We start from the raw sequence: 17,569 nt of genomic DNA on the forward strand, positions 1-17,569 counted from the left end.
CCGCAATTCACGACTGCGGACCAAGATCATTGCTCTCTTGCTCTCCATGGCGGCGCTGTGGGTGTTCGCCGCCTGGGTGACCCTTCGCGAGGGCGTCAACCTGCTCTGGGTCTCACAGCTCGACAACGCCGTGGTCGGGCCGAGCGAGCCGCTGCTCGTCGAGTTGCAACGGGAGCGCCGGCTGTCGATCATCCGGCTCGGCGACGGGACGATCCGCGCCCGCAAGGATCTGGAGACCCAGCGCAAGCAGGCCGACCGAACGATCGCCACCTTCGAGGAGGCGGCGAGTTCGAGCGTGGTCGACTGGGCGACGGACGGCGACGGGGCCAAGCGAGTCGCCGACGTCTTCCGGCGGCTCGACACGCTCAAGACCACCCGGCAGGCCGTCGACGCGGGCCGGATGAACCGGGTGCAGGCGACCGATGCCTACGCCGACGTCATCGACTCCATCTACCGGCTCTACGGCTCGGTGGCGACCCTCGACGACAAGATCGTCGCCAAGGACATCCGCACACTCCTCGCGCTGAGCAGGGCCCGCGAGGTTCTCTCCCGGGAGGACGCGCTGCTCGCCGGCGCCCTGGCCGAGGGGCGGCTGACCCCCGCGGAACACGCGCAATTCGCCGAGACCGTGGGCGCCTGGCGCATCCTGGCCGAGCAGGCGGCCGGCGAGCTGCCCGACTCCGAGAAGGCCGCCTACGACAAGCTGGCCGCGAGCGCCACCTTCGACAACCTGCGCGAGCTCGAGAACCGGCTCGTCGAGCAGGACGCCAGCATGGAGAGCGTCCCGTTCGGCGCCGGGCAGTGGAAGACCACGTCCGAACGCGCGCTCACCGACTTCAACGCCTTGGTGCTCAGCGCGGGTGACCGCCTCGTGGACCGCGCGACGCCGGTAGCGATCGGCGTGGTCGTGCGGCTGGTCCTGGCCGGCGGCCTCGGGCTCATCGCGGTCATCGCGTCGATCGTCCTGTCCATCACCACGGCCCGTACGCTCCTCGCCCAGTTGCAGAAGCTGCGTGACGCCGCGCACGAGCTGTCCGACGAGCGGCTGCCCCGTCTGGTGGAGCGGATCGGGCACGGCGAGGAGGTGGACCTGGCGCGCGAGGCCCCGTCGCTGGACTTCGGTGAGGACGAGATCGGGCAGGTCGGCCAGGCGTTCAACACCGTGCAGCGCACGGCGGTCAGCGTCGCCGCCGAGCAGGCCGAGCTGCGGCGCAGCATCCGCGACATCCTGCTCAGCCTGGCCCGCAGGACCCAGGGCCTGGTGCACCGGCAGCTGACCGTGCTCGACGTGATGGAGCGGCGCGAGACCGACCCCGAGGAGCTGAAGGAGCTCTTCCGGCTGGACCACCTGGCCATCCGGATGCGGCGCAACGCCGAGAACCTCATCGTGCTGTCCGGCTCCTCCCCAGCCCGTGTCTGGCGCCGCTCGGTGCCGATGGTCGACGTCGTACGCGGCGCGCTGGCCGAGGTGGAGGACTACACCCGGGTGACGCTCATGCCGATGGGCGACGTCGTGCTGCTGGGCCGCGCCGTGGGTGACGTCATCCACCTGCTGGCCGAGCTGATCGAGAACGCGGCCTCCTTCTCCCCGCCCTACACCACCGTCGAGGTCCGCGGACAGCTGGTGGCCAACGGATACGTGGTCGAGATCGAGGACCGTGGGCTCGGCATGAAGCCGGAGGACCTGGAGTCCGCCAACGAGCGCATCGCGGACCCGCCGGAGTTCCGCATCACCGGCACCGCGCGCCTGGGACTGTTCGTGGTCAGCCGCCTGGCCGGGCGCCACGGGATCCAGGTCGTGCTCAAGTCCTCACCGTACGGGGGGACCACGGTCGTGGTCCTGATCCCCCAGGAGCTCGTCCAGCTGGGAGAGGCGCCGGAGGAGGGCGATGAGCCGGCGCGGCTGCCCCGTAGGAAGGCGGTCACCGCGGCGGCGCGGACGGCCGCTCCGGAGAACGTGCGCCGGCTGACGGTGGCTCCGCCCCGCGAACCCGCCGACCCGGAGCCCGCACGGGAGCGCGTCCGCCCGGAGTCTGAACGCGAGCGCGTCCGCCCGGAGTCTCAACGGGAGCGCGTCCGCCCGGAGCCTGAGCAGGAGCGCGTCCACCCGGAGCCGAGGCCCGCGCGACCGGAGCCCGCGCAGGATCAGCCCGCCGCCGAGTTCACCCCTTCCGGCCTGCCCTTGCGGGTGCCGCAGGCCAGCCTTGCCCCCGCCCTGCGTGACGAGGCGCCCGCCACGCGACCGAACCCCGAGGAGGACGATGACGAACGCTCGCCGGAAGAGATCCGCGCGATGATGGGATCTCTGCAGTCGGGCACCAGGCTGGGCAGGACCGAAGCGGCCAAAATCATGGACGGGCTCGATGGAGAGCAACCGGGAGGCGAGACGTGACACCTGGTTCCGGCACGGATCTGAACTGGCTGCTCGATGATCTGATCGGCCGGGTCAAGGAGGCCGAGCACGCCATCGTCCTGTCTTCTGACGGACTGCTGATGGCCTCGTCCGCGGCGTTGCAGCGGACGGACGGCGAGCACCTGTCGGCGGTGGCCTCCGGGCTGCAGAGCCTGGCCAAGGGCTTGTCCGAGCACGTGCGCGGCGGCACGGTCAAGCAGACAGTGGTGGAACTGCGCTCGCGGTTCCTCATCGTGACCGTCGCGGGCGAGCGGGCGTGCCTGGCCGTCCTGTGCACGCAGAACGCGGACATCGGCCTGGTCGCCTACGAGATGGCCATGCTCGTCGCCCGGGTCGGCCAATACCTCACCTCGGGCGCCCGTGCCGAGGCCGTGGCCAGGGGTGATCGGTGAACACCCCTGGCCACGGCCCCACGGACGGGCCCGAGGACGAGCACTGGGTCGATCCGGAGATCATCCGGCCCTACGTGGTGACGCGGGGGCGGACCCAGCCCACCCATGGCAAATTCGACCTGATCTCCATGGCCGTGGCCATCGGCCCGACGCCCGGTCCCGAGGCCGGGCTCGACCCCGAACATCTGTCGATCCTGCGGCTCTGCCGCGAGCCCAAGTCCGTCGCCGAGATCGCCGCGCACCTGGACCTGCCCGCCGGCACGATCCGGGTGCTCCTCGGCGACCTGTTCGACAAGGAACTCGTCTCGGCCCAGGAACCGCAATCCGAGGTGGACATGAACGATATGAAGATGTACAGGGCGGTGCTCGATGGCCTTCGATCGCTCTGACCGCCCGCGCCTGCCGACCGCGATCAAGATCCTGGTCGCGGGTGGTTTCGGCGCGGGCAAGACCACGCTGGTCGGCGCGGTCTCCGAGACGCGCCCCCTGCGGACCGAGGAGGTCCTGACCGACCGCGGCATCGGCATCGACGACATCTCATCCGTGGAGGCCAAGCGGACGACGACCGTGGCGATGGACTTCGGCCGCATCACGCTCAGCCCCGATTACGTGCTGTACCTGTTCGGCACGCCGGGGCAGGAGCGGTTCTGGTTCGTCTGGGACGAGTTGGCCGAGGGCTCGCTGGGCGCGGTCATCCTGGCCGACACCCGCCGCCTGGCCGACTGCTTCCCCTCGATCGACTACTTCGAGCGCCGTGGCACGCCGTTCGTGGTGGCGGTCAACTGCTTCGAGGGCTCGCGGACGTTCGAGCTCGACGAGGTACGGCTGGCGCTCCAGCTGAACCCGTCAATCCCGATCATCATGTGCGACGCCAGGAAACGCGACTCGAGCAGGGAGGTGCTGATCACCCTGGTAAAGCATTCCGCCAAACTCCGCGCGGAGCCTGTGGCTCCTTGACGCCGGTCGGAGCGCGGCATCGGGCTGGGCGGGCAAGCTGGTGGCGCTCGTGCTGGCGGCGATGTTATTCATCTGACTTGTGGCGTGAAAACCCGATCCGTCAGGGGCGCGAGCAAGCGCACCCCTCCTTTCGAAAACAGTATGTAAAGACTCGGTCGCGTTCGGTAATATGTGCGGTGGGTGAGGCCGCTGTGACAGGAGGTGCGCGATGGCGATCCGCCGCTCCACTACCAAACGCCACGGCCTGCCCACGATCGTGCAACTGCGGCTCACGCCCGCCCCGGCCCAGGCTGAGGCGCTGGCGGCGGCGGTGCTTTTGTGCAATCAGGCGGCCACCGTGGTCTCCCGGTTGGCCTGGCAGCACCGCACGTTCGCTGTGGTGGAGTTGCATCGGCTGGCCTACCACGAGGTGCGGGCGCAGGTGGCCGGGCTCGGTGCGCAGGCGGCCGTGCGGGCGATCGCCCGGGTCGCCGGCGCCTACGCCAACCAGCGTTCCACCAAGAAACGCGCGCACATCTTCCGCCCGCACGGTGCTGTCCCCTACGATGCCCGGCTGATGAGCTTCAACCGGTACGCCCGGACCGTGTCGCTGTGGACCCCACCGGCCGCGTCACCGTCCCCTACACCGGCCGACCAGAAGACCTCAAGGCCGTGGATGCCTTGCCGATGGGCGAGGCCGACCTGATCTGCCGGCGCGGGGTGTGGCTGCTGCAGGTCGCCGTTATTCTGCCCCACCCGGCGGTGCATGAGCCGATCGGCGGCTTTCTCGGGGTGGATCAAGGGGTGGCGAACCTGGCGGTCACCTCCGACCGGGCGGTGCTGCCCGGCCCGGCCCTGCCGGGGCCGATCGGCGGTAACGGCCACGCCCGCACCCTGCGGGAGCGGCGGCACCGGCAACGCCAGCGCTTGCAGAAGAAGGGCACTGCTGCGGCGCGGCGGGTGCTGCGCCGTCTGTCCGGTCGTGAGCACCGGATGATGACCGACCTCAACCACCAAATCAGTAAGTTTGTGGTGCGTGAAGCCGAACGCACCGGCCGTGGGGTCGCCCTGGAGGATCTTCAGGGCATCCGCGGCCGGGTAAGGGCTCATCGGTTCCAGCGGCGCACCCTGCACGGCTGGGCGTTCGCCCAGCAGATCGCCTTCACCCGCTACAAGGCCGCCCGCGCCGGGATCGCCTTCCTGCTGGTCGACCCCGCGTATACGTCGCAGGCCTGTCCGGACTGCGGGCATATCAGCAGGGCGAACAGGCCGGCGCGGGGCCGGTTCGTCTGCGCCAGGTGTGGCCTCGCTGGGCACGCCGACCACATCGCGGCCCGCAACATCGCCACACGCGGCATAGCGGGCTGGGCTGCCATCAACCAGCCACACGCTACCGGCCTCCCCTTAGCCAGACGGGACCGCGAGAGCAAACCACCAGCGCCAGCCAGTGGTAGTTGATCATCACCGTGGTCTACAACTACTCCTTCGCCCGCCTGATCTTCGCCTCAGGGCTCGACCGGCGGCTGCCCCAGGTCGTCTCGAACGTCAACGCGCAGCCAGCGCCGGACGTGGCGTTGTGGATCCAGACGCTGCTGGCCTCGCTCGTGGTGGGGGCCCTGCTGTACCTGCTCGGCGCGGGCAGGCGAAAGGGCCCGGCCTGAGCCGGGCCCTTCGACCAGCGGGTGTCAGTGCTCGGTGGCCTTCTCGGCGCCGACACCGGTGAGCGAGCGGACCTCGATCTCGGCGTACTTGGCCGCGTTGTACTCCTTGCTCAAGATCGTGCCGAGGTAGCCGAACAGGAAGCCCAGCGGGATCGAGATGATGCCCGGGTTGCTCAGCGGGAACCAGTTGAAGTGCGCCGTCTTGAACAGGGCCGTCTCCGAGCCGGACACCACCGGCGAGAAGATGACCAGCAGCAGGGCGGAGATCAGGCCGCCGTAGATGGCGCTGACCGCGCCCGCCGTGTTGAACCTCTTCCAGAACAGGCTGTAGAGGATCGCCGGCAGGTTGCCCGAGGCGGCCACCGCGAACGCCAGCGCCACCAGGAACGCGACGTTCTGCCCCTGCGCCAGGATGCCGAGGCCGATCGCGACCGCGCCGATGACGAAGGCCGAGATGCGGGCCACCAGCACCTCTTCGCGCTCGGTGGCGTTGCCGCGCCGGAACACGTGCGCGTACAGGTCGTGCGAGAAACTGGAGGAGGAGGCCAGCGTGAGCCCGGCCACCACGGCCAGGATCGTGGCGAAGGCCACCGCGCCGATCAGCGCCAGCAGGATGGTGCCGCCCGCCGAGCCGAGGAACGTCTCGCCGACGGCCTTGGCCAGTAGTGGTGCGGCCGTGTTGCCCGCCTTGTCCGAGGCGGCGATGGCCTTGCTGCCGACCAGGGCCGCCGCGCCGAAGCCCAGGACCAGGGTGAGCAGGTAGAACACGCCGATGATGCCGATGCCCCAGAGCACCGACTTGCGGGCGTCCTTGGCCGTCGGGACCGTGTAGAAGCGGATCAGGATGTGCGGCAGGCCCGCCGTGCCGAGGACCAGGGCGAGACCGAGGCTGATCAGGTCGATCTTGCCCGCGAGGCCCTGCGCCTCGGTGCCGTACTTGAGGCCGGGAATGAGGAAGTTGCCGTTCTTGCCGCTCTGCGTCGCCGCGTCGCCCAGCAGGGACGACAGGTTGAAGCCGTAGTGGCCCAGCACCAGGAGGGTGATCAGGGCGGCGCCGGTCATCAGCAGCACGGCCTTGACGATCTGCACCCAGGTGGTGCCCTTCATGCCGCCGAACACCACGTACACGATCATCAGGGCGCCCACCCCGACGATCGTCCACGCCTTGCCCGAAGGGCTGGTGATGCCGAGCAGCAGGCCGACCAGGGCGCCCGCGCCGACCATCTGCGCCAGCAGGTAGAAGATGCTCACCGTGATCGTGGACACGCCCGCGGCGGTCCTGACCGGGCGCGGGCTCATCCGGAAGGCCAGCACGTCGGCCATCGTGAACTTGCCGGAGTTACGCATCAGCTCGGCGACCAGCAGCAGCGCCACCAGCCACGCCACCAGGAAGCCGATGGAGTAGAGGAACCCGTCATAGCCGGACAGGGCGATGATGCCGGCGATGCCGAGGAACGACGCGGCCGACATGTAGTCGCCGCCGATCGCCAGGCCGTTCTGCACACCGCTGAACGAGCGGCCGCCGGCGTAGTAGTCGGCCGCGGTCTTCGTCTGCCTGCTGGCCCAGAACGTGATGACCAGCGTAAGCGCGACGAAGGTGAGGAAGAGAATGGTGGCCAGGGTCTCGGACTTCACTGGGTCTTCTCCTCGACCTCGTGGCGGAGCTTGTCGGCGATCGGGTCGAGCTTCTTGTCGGCGTGCCTGGAGTACGCCCACGCGATCCAGAACGTGGAGACGAACTGCAGCAGGCCGAAGACCAGCGCCACGTTGATGTTGCCGAGCAGCTTGATCCCCATGAAGTCACGCGCCCACCCGGACAGCACCACGTAGAGCAGGTACCACACCAGGAACGCCGCGGTCATCGGGAACGTCCACCGCCGGAAGCGCCGCTTCAGGTCCTGGAATTCGGCGCTCCTCTGGATCTCTTCATAGACGGATGCGTCATGTTTATTAGTCGTCACGAGTCCTCCACTGTGATGCGGATCACGCACAAGATAGGAGCGAAACCTATCCTTCGTGGAGGCCCCTGGGGAGGCTGTTCGGCGAGCCGCCGCAGCTCAGCGCCTAGTTGGGAGGGAGTTGCGGCGAAAGGTCGCATCCGCGCGATGAACGGTCACGACAGTTCGCGCTTGCGCCGCAGCAGTGCCGCCCGTCGCAGATGCGCCCGTACGGCCAGGACCGCCGAAACACCGATCAGCACCGCCCCGACGACCGATGCGACACCCTGGCGGGGGACGACCGCCACCAGGCCCGCGGTCGTCACGACGGAGGCCGCCAACGCGATCCAGGCCGCGACGACCCGGTCCAGCGCGAACATCGGCACCCTTCGCGTCAGCGCCCAGCCCCCGTATCCGCTCCACACCAGGCACAGCGCCATCAACCCGCCGAACGCCACCTGCGTACGGCCCGGCAGCCCTCCCGGCTCGGTGGCCCAGAGCAGCCCGACGAAGACCAGCCCGGCCAGGCCCGCGACGAGCGCCACCACGGCCCCGATCCGCCTCGTCCGCGACAGCGACCCCGACAACCTGGCCAGCGCGTCATCCGGCGAGGGCCCATTCGAATCCTGCGTCATTGCTGAAATCCCCTTTCCGTGAGGTGCTCGCGCAGCAGGCGGCGGGCACGGTTGAGCCGGGACTTGACGGTGCCGGTGGGGATCGCGCAGATCTGGGCACAGTCCTCCACCGACAGGTCTTCCAGGTAGAACAGGACAAGGATCTCCCGCTCACGTACGGGCAGCCCGGCCAGCCCGGCGACCAGCTCGGCCCGGTCCACCAGGGCCGCGGCCGGGTCGTCCACCACCGGATCGGCGGTCAGCTCGGTCTCGGCCGCGCCGTACTCGTGGCGCAGCCGATCCATCACCGTCCGCCGGGCGATCGTGAACAGCCACGGCGCGAACCGGCCCGGTTCCTTGAGCCGGGGCAGGCCGCGCAGGACGGCCAGCCAGACCTCCTGTGTCACGTCATCGGCCGCGCCGGCGCCGAGCATCCGCCTGACGTATGTCCACAGCGGCGCGTGCCAGGCCCGCACCAACTCGGTCAGCGCCGCGCGCTCGCCGAGCTGGCATCTCACCACCAGTAACTCATCTGCCACCTTGCCTCCTTGCCAGCACAGTCGGGGTGAAAGGCCATCAGGTTCATACTTACTCTGAGTGATCAAATGACTACCCTGAGAGGCGATTGTGGTGGGCCTTCCCGACATGCTGATGTGTCGGCGTGATTCCATCCGAGGATCGGCTCTTCCGCGAGCTCAACGCGGCGATGGGGCAGGGTGCGAGCCCCGACGAGCTGGGTGCGGCGATCTCGCGCGCCGTCTCGCGGTGGGTGAGTCATGACGCGCTGCGGCTGGTCGGCACCAGCCCGGCGACCGGGCTGGGACTCGGGTCCTTCAGCTTCTGGCACCGCTACGAGCCGGCGCTCATCCGCGCGCTCGCGATGAGCCGCTACCTCGACGACGATCCGTGCCGCCCGGCCGCGCTGGCCCGGCGGCCCGTGCCGGTGGGCCTGGTGGGCGCGGGATGCGGCGGCAGCCGCTGCAGGCAGCACGGCGAGGGGCCGTGCGACCTGCACGGTGACCGGCTGACGCGGGAGGTGCTGCTGGCGCACGGTGCGGGCTGCGAACTCCGGCTGCTGCTGCGTGACTCCCACGGCGTGTGGGGGCTGCTCGGGCTGATCCGCTCGGAGGGCGGCCGGCCGTTCGGCGCCGAGGACGCGGACAGAGCGGTACGGCTGGCCCCGGCGCTGCTGGCCGCGCTGCGCCGCTATGTGACCGTCGCGCCGCTGACCCCGTCGTTCCCGGTGCTGCCCGCGGGCCTGATCGTGATAGGTGCCGACCACGCCGTCCGCTCGGTCACGCCGCAGGCCCGCGCGTGGCTGGCGCAGATGTGGACGCCCGGCCGGTGCGACCTGCCCGGCTGGCTGGCCGACACCTCGATGATCGGCCTGTCACTCGACACGCGGACGTACGCCCGCGACCCGGACTCCTGGCGCCCGCTGATCTGCGCGCCGGCGGCCAGCTTCGGCCGCTGGACGGTGATCGAGGGCCAGCCCCTGTCCCCCGACGGCGACGGCGACGTGGCCATCGTCATCCAGGCGGCCACCGGCCCGCTGCTGCTCCCGTCGTTCTGCGACTGGTACGGCATCACGCCGCGCGAACGATGCGTCGTGGAGTGCCTGTACGACGGCGCGGCCCCCAAGCAGATCGCCCGCCGCCTCGAACTGTCGGTGCACACGGTCAACGACCACCTGAAGGCGGTCTTCCGCAAGACCGGCGCCAGCGGCAGGGACGAGCTCATGGCCGCGCTCACCGGCTGACGGTCGTCACCCCTTGACCGCACCGGCCGTGAGCCCTTCGACGATGTAGCGGCGGATCGCGGCGAACAGCACCAGCGTCGGCAGCACCGAGACCACGGTGGCGGCGGCCATCGAGCCCCAGTCGATGTCGTACTGGGTGATGAAGGAGTTCATGGCGACGGGGATGGTCTTGGCGTCCTCGCTGTCGATGAACGTGATCGCCAGGAACAACTCGTTCCAGCACTGCACGAAGGCGAAGATGAACGTCGCGGCGATGCCCGGCAGCATCACCGGGATCACCACCCGGACCATGGCGACCAGCCGGGAGGCGCCGTCGACCTGCGCGGCCTCCTCCAGGGCCACGGGGATGCGCTCGTAGAAGCCGCGCATGATGATCGTGGAGAACGGCACCAGCATGGCGACGTACACGAGCATGAGCCCGGCCAGCCGGTTGAGCAGGTCGAGGTCGGACATCAGCAGGTAGAGCGGGCCGAGCGCGATGAACAACGGGAGCATCTGGGTGACCAGGAACGCCAGCATGAGCGCGCCCCGCCCGGGGAAGCTGAAGCGGGCCAGCGTGTAGCCGCCGAGCACGCCGATCATGGTCACCGCCCCGGCCGCCACCAGCGAGACGAGCAGGCTGTTGAGCAGGTAGGTGCCGAAGTCGGCGAAGGAGAACAGGTCCGCGTAGTGCTCGAACGTCACGTTGCCCGGCCAGTATTTGATCGGCATCGAGAAGATCTCGGCCTTGGGCTTGAGCGAGGTGACGACGATCCAGTAGAGGGGGAAGAGCGTGATCAGCAGCCAGACGCCGAGCACGATCGCTTTGGCCAGGCGTCTCATCCTTTCTTGAATCATCGGGCCTTCTCGAATCGGGTGGCGTTCAGGTAGAAGACGCTGAAGGCGAGCAGCAGGCCGAGGACGAGCATGCCGACCGCGCCCCCTCGGCCGTAGTCGCCGCCGATCACCTGCTGGATGAGGAACGTGGTGATGATGTCGGTGCTCCCCGCGGGTCCGCCGCCGGTCATCGAGTAGATCAGGTCGGGGAAGTTCAGGATCCAGATGATGCGCAGCAGCACGATCAGCGCCAGCGTCGGCCGGATGTGCGGCAGCGTCACATGCCAGAACTGCCTGAGCCGTGACGCCCCGTCCACGTCCGCCGCCTCATAGAGCTCACGGGGCACCGACTGCAGGGCCGCCATGATCATGATGGCGAAGAACGTCACGCCGTACCAGACGTTGGCGATGATGACCGAGGTCATCGCCCATCCGGGCGTCGCGAGGAAGCCGATGCGGTGCTCGATGATGCCGCTCCTGAGCAGCAGGTCGTTGATCACCCCGAACTGCCCGTTGAACATCCACCGCCACAGCAGCCCGATCAGGAACCCCGACATCGCCCAGGGGAAGAACACCCACGCCTGGTAGAGCCCCCGGCCGCGGAAGTGCCGCCGCAGCAGCAGCGCCAGCCCGAACCCGAGGAAGAACTGGAAGAACAGCGACACGACCACCCAGGTGCCGGTGTTGCGGAGCGCCGTCCAGAACCGGTCCTCGGCCAGCACGGCGCGGAAGTTCTCCAGGCCCACGAACGGCGTCGAGGTCAGGTCGAACAGGTTGTACTGCTGGAAGGCGATGATCGCGCCGCGGATCACCGGGTAGTACGTGAAGAGCACCACGAAGACCACGCCGGGCAGCAGGCACAGGGCTATGAACCTGGCCTTGCGGGTGGTGAACGCGGGTCTGGCCGATCCCACGCTCACGAGACCTTCTTCGCCTGGTCCGTCCAGAACGCGTCCCACGACTTGAGCACCTCGGCCGTGGTCTTCTTGCCGGTGAGCAGCGCCTGCACATCACGGTCGGAGTCGACCTGGAACTGGCTCCAGCCCGGGTAGTCGACCGGCCGGATCGTGATCACCTGCTTGGGGTCCTGCTGCGCCTGGAGGTAGGCCTTCCAGGCGCCCTGGGAGAACTGCGGGTCGCTCTGGGCCTGCTTGGAGATCGGGATGAGCGAGTTGCCCTTGGCGAAGGCGACGCTCTGCTTGGCCTCCGACAGGAACTGCACCAGCTTGACCGCTTCCTTCGGGTGTTCGCTGAAGGACGTCACACCCCAGCCCGCGTAGCCGACCGGCTGGAAGGCGTAACCCGACGGACCCTTGGGGATCGGCGCCGTGGACCAGGTCTTGACCGAGCTCTCCTCGACCGTCTTGATCACCTCGGGGTCCTGGATGAGCATGCCGGTGACCCCCGAGGTGAAGCCCTGGACCATCTCCGGGTAGCCCCACGACACCGAGTCGGGCGGCGAGATCTCCTTGAAGATCTTCACGAACAGGTCCGTGGCCTGGACGGCCTCGGGGGTCGAGAAGATCGTCCGCTTGTCCTTGAGGAAGAAGGACTTCTCGGGGTTCAGGGCCTCGCCGTTGTAGGCGCTGATCATCTGGACCACGTAGTCGGCGCCGCCCTTGCCGCCCCGGAAGGAGTAGCCGAACCTGTCGCCGGAGGTCATCTTCTTGCCGGCCTCGTAGAGCTCCTGCCAGGTCGTGGGCGGCTGGGCCATGCCCCAGTCGGTCCGGTAGAACAGCGTGCGCTCATAGAAGCCGTACGGGATGAGGTACGGCTTGCCGCCGACCTCGACCGCCTTCTTCTGGGCCAGCTCGGTCAGGTCCGACCAGCCCGCCCATTCCGTGGTCGGCAGTACGGCCAGCCAGCCGTTGTTGGAGAAGGACTTGGCCGTGTGGTCGCGGACCTCCAGGACGTCCAGGCCCTTCTTCGTCTGCAGGATCTGGGTGATCTTCTGGTCGGCGCTGTCGAGTGGCGGCGAGATCAGCTCCACCTTGACCTTCGGGTTCGCCTTCTCGAAGTCCGCGATCAAGGTCTTGATCAGCTTCGTCCGTTCAGGGCTGGTCAGGCTCTCGATCATGCGCAGCCGTACCTCTCCGGAGGATGACCCGGAGCCGCAGCCCGCGAGTACCAGGGTTGCCGCGACCAAGGACGCGAGGAGGGGGGTTCTCATCTGAGCCTCCAGAGAGGAAAGACAGCGCTGTCAATCACGCTAGGGGACTGGCACCCTCCAGCGCTAGACCGAGGTCCTTGATCAATGTATCGGCGGGTTCCAGCCCGACCGACAGGCGGACCAGCCCGATCGGGATGCCCATGGTCGCTCGTACGCTCTCCTTGGTCGAGAGCGCGGGCGCGTTGACCAGACTCTCAAAGCCTCCCCAGGACACTCCGATCCTGAAATATCGCAACAAATCGATGAATGCTGCGACCACCGGCCGAGAGTCGGTGTCCAGTTCCAAGCTGAACAGGCTGGAGAAGCCGGACATCTGGCGAAGCGCCTGCGCGTGACCGGGATGCGAGGGCAGCCCCGGATAGTTGACCCGCCGCACCGCCGGATGATCCGCCAGGAACCCGGCAACCGCCAGCCCGCGTTCCTGGTGCGCCGCCATCCGTACCGGAAGTGTCCGCAGCCCCTTGATCACCTTGGCCGCGTCGTGCGGTGACATGGCCGCCCCGTAGAGCTGGTACTCGGTCAGCGCCAGCGGCCTGATGAGCCGCGACGGCCCGATCACCACGCCGCCGACCAGGTCGCTGTGGCCGCCGATGTACTTCGACAGCGAGTGCACGACCAGGTCCACCCCGAGCGTCAGCGGCTTCTGGAACAGCGGCGTGGACCAGGTGTTGTCCATCACCGTCACCAGCCCCCGCTCCCGCGCCCAGGCGGTCACCTCCGCGATGTCCACGACGGCGTAGGCCATGTAGGAGGGCGACTCGAAGTAGAGTAGGCGGGTGCTCGCCGTGATAGCGCTGTCACAGCCTTCGAGGTCATCGACGTGCGTATGCGTGACGCCGAACTTCTCCAGGTAACGCAGGAACTGGGTGGTGGGCCCATAGACCGCGCCCAGCACCAGCACATGGTCACCGGCCTTCACCAGCGAGGAGATGGTCGCGGCGATCGCGCCCATTCCCGAGGCGAAACACTTGGCCCGCTCCCCCCGCTCCAGCGCGGCAAGCTTGCGCTGCGCCAGGTCGACCGTCGGGTTGGTGCCCCGCCAGTAGACGTAGCGCTCGTCCTCGTTCCTGATCGCCTCACCCAGTTCGGCGGCCGTCTCGAAGGTGAACAGCGAGTTCTCGAACACGGGCGGGTTGACCGCGCCCAGCATCCACGGCTCGTCCTCGCCCAGCCGTCCACAGATCCATTCATCATCCATGGGGGCACCATATGACAGGCCACAAGGGAGCCATCAACCCGACCATGGCCGACGTCGCCCGGCGCGCGGGGGTGAGCCTGAAGACCGTCTCGCGGGTGGTCAACCAGGAGCCGCACGTGAGCGCGCCGCTGCGGCAGCGGGTCCAGGAGGCCATCAGCGCGCTCGGCTTCCGCCGCAACGAGGCGGCCAGCCGGCTGGCCCGCCGCGCCACCATGCTGACGCTCGGCCTGGTCATGGAGAACATCTCCAACGAGTTCTACTCCCGCCTGGCCAAGGCGGTGGAAGCGGCGGCGGCCGACCATGAGGCACTGGTCATCTTCGGCTCCTACGAGGAACGGCCGGAGCGGGAGCGGATGCTCGTGGAGTCCATGTACGCCCGGGGCGTCGACTCGCTGATCATCGTTCCGTCGGCCGCCGACCACGGCTGGCTCGGCGAGCACGGCGGCCTGACCACGGTGTTCGTGGACCGGGTGCCGCACGGCCTGGAGCAGGCGGACGTGGTGCTGCTGGACGACGTCAGGGGCGGCCGGATGGCGACGCAGCACCTGCTGGAGCACGGCCACCGGCGCATCGGGCTGATCTCCGACGACGACGGACTGAGCTCGGTCCACGACCGCGCCTCCGGCTACCGCGCGGCGCTGCGCGAGGCCGGGGTGGCGGTGGACGAGTCGCTGGTGGTGCGGGAGGTGTTCGACCCGTGGCGGGCCGGACAGGAGGTGACGCGCCTGCTGTCACTGGCCGACCCGCCGACCGCGTTCTTCGCCACCAACAACCGGGCCGCGATCGGCATCCTCCAGGCACTGCGCGAGCGTCCCGAACGCCCCGCGTTCGTGGGCTTCGACGACTTCGCACTGGCGGAGGTGTTCAACCCGGGGGTGACGGTGGTGCGCTACGACGTGACACGGCTGGGCCAAAGCGCGGTGGACCTGCTTCTGGACCCCTCGGACCAACCGCGGCGGGTCAAGGTCCCGGTCGAGCTGATCACCCGCGGCTCCGGCGAGCAGCCCCCTCAGGACCGGCCCTCTTAGGACGAGCGGGGCCGCCAGTCGCCGCGGTCCAGGTCGAGGTCCTCCGGGGTGTGCAGCCGGACCATGGTGCGCGCCACTCCCGCCGGGACCCGGTGCGGGGTCAGGAACGACACCGACACCATCACCGCGAAGGCGATCGGCACCGTCCAGGCGGCCGGCTGGGCCAGCAGCGCGCCCGCGAGCCCGTCGTACGGCCCGCCGGTGATCGTGGCCAGCACCGCCGCGCTGGCCAGGCCGCCGCCCACGAGCAGCCCGGCCAGCGCGCCCGTGGTGCTGAGGCGCCGCCACCAGATGCCGAGCACGAGCAGCGGGCAGAACGACGAGGCCGCCACCGCGAACGCCAGCCCCACCACGTCGGCCACCGGCAGGGCCCGCGCCCACAGCGCCAGGGCCAGCGGCACCGCGACCGCCATGAGCGTGGCGGCCCTGAACGAGCGGACGCTGCCCTTGAGCAGGTCCTGGGCGATAACCCCGGCCACCGACACGGTCAGCCCCGACGAGGTGGACAGGAACGCCGCGAACGCCCCCGCCGTGACCAGCGCGGTCAGCAGGTCGCCCAGGGTGCCGCCGACCATCCGCTCCGGCAGGGTCAGCACGACCGCGTCGGTCCCCACCAGTTCGGGTACGTACAACCGGCCCAGCCAGCCGTACAGCGCGGGCAGCAGGTAGAACGCGCCGAGCAGCGACAGGACCACGAGCGTGGTGCGGCGCGCGGTCCGGCCGTCGGGGTTGGTGTAGAAGCGGACGAGCACGTGCGGCAGGCCCATCGTGCCGAGGAAGGTGGCCAGGATCAGCGAGTACGTCGAGTACAGGCCGTACTCCTTGCCGCCGGCCAGCGGCACCTGCCAGGTGGCCGCGTCGGCGGCGCTCACCGCGGGCGCCCCGTCCGCGCGCCACGCCATGAGCAGGAACACGAGCGGTATGGCCAGCGCCGTCAGCTTGAGCCAGTACTGGAACGCCTGCACGAACGTGATCGACCGCATGCCGCCCGACAGCACGTTGACCGCGACCACGGCCGCCACCAGCAGCCCGCCCACCCACACCGGCGCCCCGGTGACGGTCCGCAGCACCAGGCCCGCGCTCTGGAACTGCGGCATCAGGTAGAGCCAGCCGATGAGCACGACGAGCACGCTGGCCGTGCGGCGCACGGTCATCGACTCCAGCCTGGCCTCGGCGAAGTCGGGCAGCGTGTACGCGCCCGAGCGGCGCAACGGCGCGGAGACCAGCACCAGCAGCACTAGGTAGCCACCGGTCCAGCCGACGGGCAGCCACAGCATGTCGGCGCCGAACGACAGGATCAGCCCCGCCACCCCGAGGAACGACGCCGCCGACAGGTACTCGCCGCCGATCGCCGAGGCGTTCCACAGCGGGCTGACCGAGCGGGAGGCGACGTAGAAGTCGGAGGTCGTACGGGAGAACCGGATGCCGAACGCCCCGATGAGCACGGCCGCCACCACCACGATGACGACCGCGGCGAGGCTCATGGGCGTTCGACCAGGTCGGCGAAGTGGCGCTCGTTGCGTTCGGCCTGCCGTACGTAGAGCCAGGCGCCCACGACGAAGGCGGGGTAGATGAGACCGGCGAGCACCGCCCACGGCAGCGGGATGCCCAGCAGGTCCGCCTCGCGCAGCTCCGGGATGGCCAGGAACAGCAGCGGCAGACCGCACACCACGCACGCCAGCACCGTGCAGACGAACAGCGCCAGCCGGAACTGGGTGCGCAGCAGCGAGCGCATGTACACCTCGCCGAGGTGCGTCTGCTCGTCGATCTCGCGGGTGGCCGGGTAGCGGGGGCGGCGCGCGGCGGCGGTGCGGGGGCTCGTCACCGTGACCCGGCGCGCGGTGTCGTGGCGGGCGAGCGGCGCCCGGCGGGCGGGGCGGGGCTCCGGGCTCACTCCGGCCGTCCTCTCTTGGCCCTGCGGACGAGCATGTCGCGCAGTTCGCGGGTGTGGCGGCGGCTGACCGGGATCTCGGTGTCGCCGACCCGGACCGTGCACTTGCCGGAGTCGATGTGCAGCTCCTCGATGTGCTTGACCGCGACCAGGTGGCTGCGGTGCACCCGGACGAACCCGGCCGAGGCCCAGCGGTCCTCCAGCGTGGCCAGCGGGATGCGTACCAGGTGGCTGCCGGCGGCGGTGTGCAGGCGGGCGTAGTCGCCGTGCGCCTCGACGTACACCACGTCGGCGCTGGAGACGAACCGGGTCACGCCGCCCAGTTCAACCGGGATGGTGTCGGACTCGCCGAGCTCGACCGGCACGTCGGCCGAGACGGCCACCCGTCTGATCGCCTCGGCCAGCCGTTCGGGGCGCACCGGTTTGAGCAGGTAGTCCTCGGCCTTGATCTCGAAGGCGTCGACCGCGTGCTCCTCGTACGCGGTGACGAACACGACCCGGGGCGGGTTGGCGAACTGCGACAGCAGCCGCCCGAGCACCACGCCGTCGAGCCCGCGCATCCTGATGTCGAGGAAGACGGCGTCGATCGGCCGGCCGTCGGCGATGGCACGGTCGAGCAGCTTCAGCGCCGCGGCGCCGTCCCTCGCGGTGGCCACCTCCCCAATGCGTGAGTCGGCGCGCAGTAAGTACGAAAGGTCTTCCAGAGCGGGTAGCTCGTCGTCGACGGCGAGGACCCGGAGTTGTGCCATACACA

At 69.4% G+C, this 17,569-nt stretch carries 20 protein-coding genes; 9 read left to right on the forward strand and 11 right to left on the reverse strand.

The genetic code is table 11. From position 1 onward, the window contains the following. Window positions 1-46 precede the first annotated feature (46 nt). The 7 genes from ACIBO2_RS43195 (at window position 47) to ACIBO2_RS43225 (ending at window position 5,402) form a co-directional block, all read left to right on the forward strand. Window positions 47-2,392, forward strand: coding sequence for a nitrate- and nitrite sensing domain-containing protein (locus ACIBO2_RS43195; RefSeq protein WP_397304165.1), 2,346 nt, complete (start codon window positions 47-49; stop codon window positions 2,390-2,392). Next, window positions 2,389-2,805, forward strand: coding sequence for a roadblock/LC7 domain-containing protein (locus tag ACIBO2_RS43200; RefSeq protein WP_358553505.1), 417 nt, complete (start codon window positions 2,389-2,391; stop codon window positions 2,803-2,805). The genes ACIBO2_RS43195 and ACIBO2_RS43200 overlap by 4 nt, the downstream gene beginning before the upstream one ends. Further along, window positions 2,802-3,194 (forward strand): DUF742 domain-containing protein, encoded by a 393-nt coding sequence (locus tag ACIBO2_RS43205; RefSeq protein ID WP_358553507.1) that lies wholly within the window; start codon window positions 2,802-2,804, stop codon window positions 3,192-3,194. Before ACIBO2_RS43200 ends, ACIBO2_RS43205 begins: the two co-directional genes overlap by 4 nt. Continuing rightward, a complete protein-coding gene (locus ACIBO2_RS43210; protein WP_358553509.1) occupies window positions 3,175-3,762 on the forward strand; it encodes an ATP/GTP-binding protein in 588 nt (195 codons plus the stop codon). The genes ACIBO2_RS43205 and ACIBO2_RS43210 overlap by 20 nt, the downstream gene beginning before the upstream one ends. A gap of 208 nt (window positions 3,763-3,970) precedes the next feature. Then, the gene (locus tag ACIBO2_RS43215; protein WP_397304078.1) at window positions 3,971-4,447 is read left to right on the forward strand and encodes a hypothetical protein; all 477 of its coding nucleotides are present in this window, start codon (window positions 3,971-3,973) and stop codon (window positions 4,445-4,447) included. Beyond that, the gene (locus ACIBO2_RS43220) at window positions 4,354-5,199 is read left to right on the forward strand and encodes an RNA-guided endonuclease InsQ/TnpB family protein (protein ID WP_397304079.1); all 846 of its coding nucleotides are present in this window, start codon (window positions 4,354-4,356) and stop codon (window positions 5,197-5,199) included. Before ACIBO2_RS43215 ends, ACIBO2_RS43220 begins: the two co-directional genes overlap by 94 nt. Next, entirely contained in the window at window positions 5,196-5,402 is a 207-nt protein-coding gene (locus tag ACIBO2_RS43225) for a hypothetical protein (protein ID WP_397304080.1), read from the forward strand. The genes ACIBO2_RS43220 and ACIBO2_RS43225 overlap by 4 nt, the downstream gene beginning before the upstream one ends. A 24-nt stretch (window positions 5,403-5,426) precedes the next feature. On the opposite strand, the gene ACIBO2_RS43230 is transcribed toward ACIBO2_RS43225, so the two are convergent. The 4 genes from ACIBO2_RS43230 to ACIBO2_RS43245 all read right to left on the reverse strand — a co-directional run bounded on the left by ACIBO2_RS43230 (window position 5,427) and on the right by ACIBO2_RS43245 (window position 8,492). Then, window positions 5,427-7,037 carry a cation acetate symporter gene (locus ACIBO2_RS43230; protein WP_358551462.1) on the reverse strand — a complete coding sequence of 537 codons (1,611 nt, stop codon included), beginning with the start codon at window positions 7,035-7,037 and terminating at the stop codon, window positions 5,427-5,429. Next, window positions 7,034-7,363, reverse strand: a complete 330-nt coding sequence (locus ACIBO2_RS43235; RefSeq protein WP_358551460.1) for a DUF485 domain-containing protein — start codon at window positions 7,361-7,363, stop codon at window positions 7,034-7,036. Before ACIBO2_RS43235 ends, ACIBO2_RS43230 begins: the two co-directional genes overlap by 4 nt. 152 nt (window positions 7,364-7,515) lie before the next feature. After that, a complete protein-coding gene (locus tag ACIBO2_RS43240) occupies window positions 7,516-7,974 on the reverse strand; it encodes a hypothetical protein (RefSeq protein WP_397304081.1) in 459 nt (152 codons plus the stop codon). Further along, window positions 7,971-8,492 carry a sigma-70 family RNA polymerase sigma factor gene (locus ACIBO2_RS43245; RefSeq protein WP_358551456.1) on the reverse strand — a complete coding sequence of 174 codons (522 nt, stop codon included), beginning with the start codon at window positions 8,490-8,492 and terminating at the stop codon, window positions 7,971-7,973. Before ACIBO2_RS43245 ends, ACIBO2_RS43240 begins: the two co-directional genes overlap by 4 nt. A gap of 122 nt (window positions 8,493-8,614) precedes the next feature. On the opposite strand from ACIBO2_RS43245, the gene ACIBO2_RS43250 reads away from it, so the two are divergent. After that, window positions 8,615-9,712, forward strand: coding sequence for a helix-turn-helix transcriptional regulator (locus ACIBO2_RS43250; protein ID WP_358551454.1), 1,098 nt, complete (start codon window positions 8,615-8,617; stop codon window positions 9,710-9,712). A gap of 6 nt (window positions 9,713-9,718) precedes the next feature. Here the strand turns inward: ACIBO2_RS43250 and ACIBO2_RS43255 are convergent, their stop codons facing one another. From ACIBO2_RS43255 to ACIBO2_RS43270, 4 genes are read right to left on the reverse strand one after another with little or no spacing between them, the layout of a single operon-like run. Continuing rightward, window positions 9,719-10,549: a carbohydrate ABC transporter permease gene (locus ACIBO2_RS43255; RefSeq protein WP_358551452.1), complete on the reverse strand. Its 831-nt coding sequence runs from the start codon at window positions 10,547-10,549 to the stop codon at window positions 9,719-9,721. Beyond that, complete coding sequence (locus ACIBO2_RS43260; RefSeq protein WP_357951147.1) at window positions 10,546-11,448, reverse strand: sugar ABC transporter permease; 903 nt, start codon at window positions 11,446-11,448, stop codon at window positions 10,546-10,548. Before ACIBO2_RS43260 ends, ACIBO2_RS43255 begins: the two co-directional genes overlap by 4 nt. After that, on the reverse strand, window positions 11,445-12,698 hold the full coding sequence (locus ACIBO2_RS43265) for a sugar ABC transporter substrate-binding protein (RefSeq protein ID WP_358551450.1): 1,254 nt from the start codon (window positions 12,696-12,698) through the stop codon (window positions 11,445-11,447). The genes ACIBO2_RS43260 and ACIBO2_RS43265 overlap by 4 nt, the downstream gene beginning before the upstream one ends. Before the next feature lie 34 nt (window positions 12,699-12,732). After that, window positions 12,733-13,896 (reverse strand): aminotransferase class I/II-fold pyridoxal phosphate-dependent enzyme, encoded by a 1,164-nt coding sequence (locus ACIBO2_RS43270; protein WP_358551448.1) that lies wholly within the window; start codon window positions 13,894-13,896, stop codon window positions 12,733-12,735. A gap of 11 nt (window positions 13,897-13,907) precedes the next feature. Here ACIBO2_RS43270 and ACIBO2_RS43275 point away from each other — a divergent pair, with 11 nt between their 5' ends. Further along, window positions 13,908-14,924: a LacI family DNA-binding transcriptional regulator gene (locus ACIBO2_RS43275; RefSeq protein WP_358551446.1), complete on the forward strand. Its 1,017-nt coding sequence runs from the start codon at window positions 13,908-13,910 to the stop codon at window positions 14,922-14,924. Here the strand turns inward: ACIBO2_RS43275 and ACIBO2_RS43280 are convergent. From ACIBO2_RS43280 to ACIBO2_RS43290, 3 genes are read right to left on the reverse strand one after another with little or no spacing between them, the layout of a single operon-like run. Then, complete coding sequence (locus tag ACIBO2_RS43280) at window positions 14,921-16,408, reverse strand: cation acetate symporter (protein ID WP_358551444.1); 1,488 nt, start codon at window positions 16,406-16,408, stop codon at window positions 14,921-14,923. The genes ACIBO2_RS43275 and ACIBO2_RS43280 overlap by 4 nt on opposite strands. Continuing rightward, window positions 16,405-16,818: a hypothetical protein gene (locus tag ACIBO2_RS43285; RefSeq protein ID WP_358551442.1), complete on the reverse strand. Its 414-nt coding sequence runs from the start codon at window positions 16,816-16,818 to the stop codon at window positions 16,405-16,407. Before ACIBO2_RS43285 ends, ACIBO2_RS43280 begins: the two co-directional genes overlap by 4 nt. Beyond that, window positions 16,815-17,564 carry a LytTR family DNA-binding domain-containing protein gene (locus ACIBO2_RS43290; protein ID WP_358551440.1) on the reverse strand — a complete coding sequence of 250 codons (750 nt, stop codon included), beginning with the start codon at window positions 17,562-17,564 and terminating at the stop codon, window positions 16,815-16,817. Before ACIBO2_RS43290 ends, ACIBO2_RS43285 begins: the two co-directional genes overlap by 4 nt. Between the last annotated feature and the right edge of the window lie 5 nt (window positions 17,565-17,569).

The organism is Nonomuraea sp. NPDC050022 (genome assembly GCF_044460705.1).
GTDB lineage: Bacteria > Actinomycetota > Actinomycetes > Streptosporangiales > Streptosporangiaceae > Nonomuraea.